Origin of the sequence: Acidisphaera rubrifaciens HS-AP3 (genome assembly GCF_000964365.1) — a bacterium.
Taxonomy (GTDB): domain Bacteria; phylum Pseudomonadota; class Alphaproteobacteria; order Acetobacterales; family Acetobacteraceae; genus Acidisphaera; species Acidisphaera rubrifaciens.
The window spans coordinates 1-1,543 of record NZ_BANB01001071.1 but is presented as its reverse complement, the minus strand read 5'-3'; the positions used below and the strand labels follow the sequence as shown (position 1 = coordinate 1,543).

Sequence of the window (1,543 nt, the reverse complement as noted above, 5' to 3'; positions counted from 1 at the left end):
CCGCGGCGGCGACCGCCTCGCCCGGACAGTCGCGACCCCCGCCGGACTGACACGCCGCGCCGCACGCCGCGGCGCCCCCCGCGTAGTCCGCCGTTCCCGCGCGTCCGCCAGGACACGCCGGGAGACCGTCACATCGCCGACGAGCCGTTCGAGGGTCCGCCATGTCCGACCTCCTCCTCATCAAGCCTGCCCGCCCCGCCGTTCTCGATCCCGCCCATGTCGGCGACATCGAGGGCGCCCTCGGCACGATCGCCCACGGCGATCTGCATCCGCGCCGTACCTGGAAGGCGCGGCTGACCACCCTGCTCGCGATCGTCGGGCCGGGCCTCATCGTCATGGTCGGCGACAACGACGCCGGCGCGTTCTCGACCTACAGCCAGGCCGGGCAGAACTACGGCACGACGCTGCTGTGGACGCTGCTGCTGCTGGTGCCCGTGCTGTACGTGAACCAGGAAATGGTGCTCCGCCTCGGCGCCGTGACCGGCGTCGGGCATGCGCGGCTGATCCTGGAGCGCTTCGGCAAGTTCTGGGGCGCGTTCAGCGTCATCGACCTGTTCCTGCTGAACGGGCTGACCATCGTCACCGAGTTCATCGGCATCAACCTCGCCCTCGGCTATCTGGGCGTGCCGCGCATCTGGGGGATCGTCGTCGCCGCCGGCGTCGTGATCAGCGCCGCGAGCACCGGCAGCTTCCGGCGCTTCGAGCGTTTCTCGCTGGCGCTGTGCTTCTTCAGCCTGCTGCTGGTGCCGATCTTCGTCCTCGCGCACCCGCCGGCCGCGACGATCGCGCAGGGACTGTTCGTGCCGCGCTTTCCCGCCGACGGCAACCTGTCGGACGTGATGCTGCTGGTCATCGCCATCGTCGGCACGACGGTCGCGCCGTGGCAGCTTTTCTTCCAGCAGAGCTATGTCATCGACAAGCGGATCACGCCCCGCTTCATGGCCTATGAAAAGGCCGATCTGTGGATCGGGATCGTGTTCGTGATGGTCGGCGCGGTGGCCATGATGTCGTTCACGGCGGTGGCGTTCCACGGCACCGCGGGGTTCGGCCACTTCACCGACGCCGGCGCCGTGGCGACGGGGCTGGAGGCGTATGCCGGCCGCGCGGCGGGCGTGATGTTCGCGCTCGCGCTGCTCGACGCCAGCATCATCGGGGCGTCCGCGGTTTCGCTCTCGACCGCCTATGCGATCGGCGACGTGCTGTCCCTGCGTCACTCGCTGCACCGCCGGCCGACCGACGCGCTCGGCTTCTACGTGGTCTATGCCGGGCTGATCGCGGTCGCCGCGGTGCTCGTCGTGTTCGGCAGCGACGCGCTGCTCGGCCTGCTGACCAACGCGGTGCAGACGCTGGCGGGCGTGCTGCTGCCGTCGGCCACCGTGTTCCTGCTGCTGCTCTGCAACGACCGCGCGGTGCTCGGCCCCTGGGTGAACGGGCGCTGGCTCAACCTGTTCACCGGCGCCGTGATCTGGGTGCTGATCATGCTGTCGGTGATCCTCACCGCCGCGACGCTGTTCCCGGACATGACCGGCACGGCGATCGTCGA

Annotated in this window: 1 protein-coding gene; it reads left to right on the top strand. The window is 69.9% G+C overall.

Features of this window, described 5'->3' with window-relative positions:
• Positions 1–161: 161 nt before the first annotated feature.
• Positions 162–1,543, top strand: a 1,382-nt coding sequence (locus B8460_RS20085; RefSeq protein WP_048863402.1) for an NRAMP family divalent metal transporter, incomplete at its 3' end; no start/stop codon positions are given.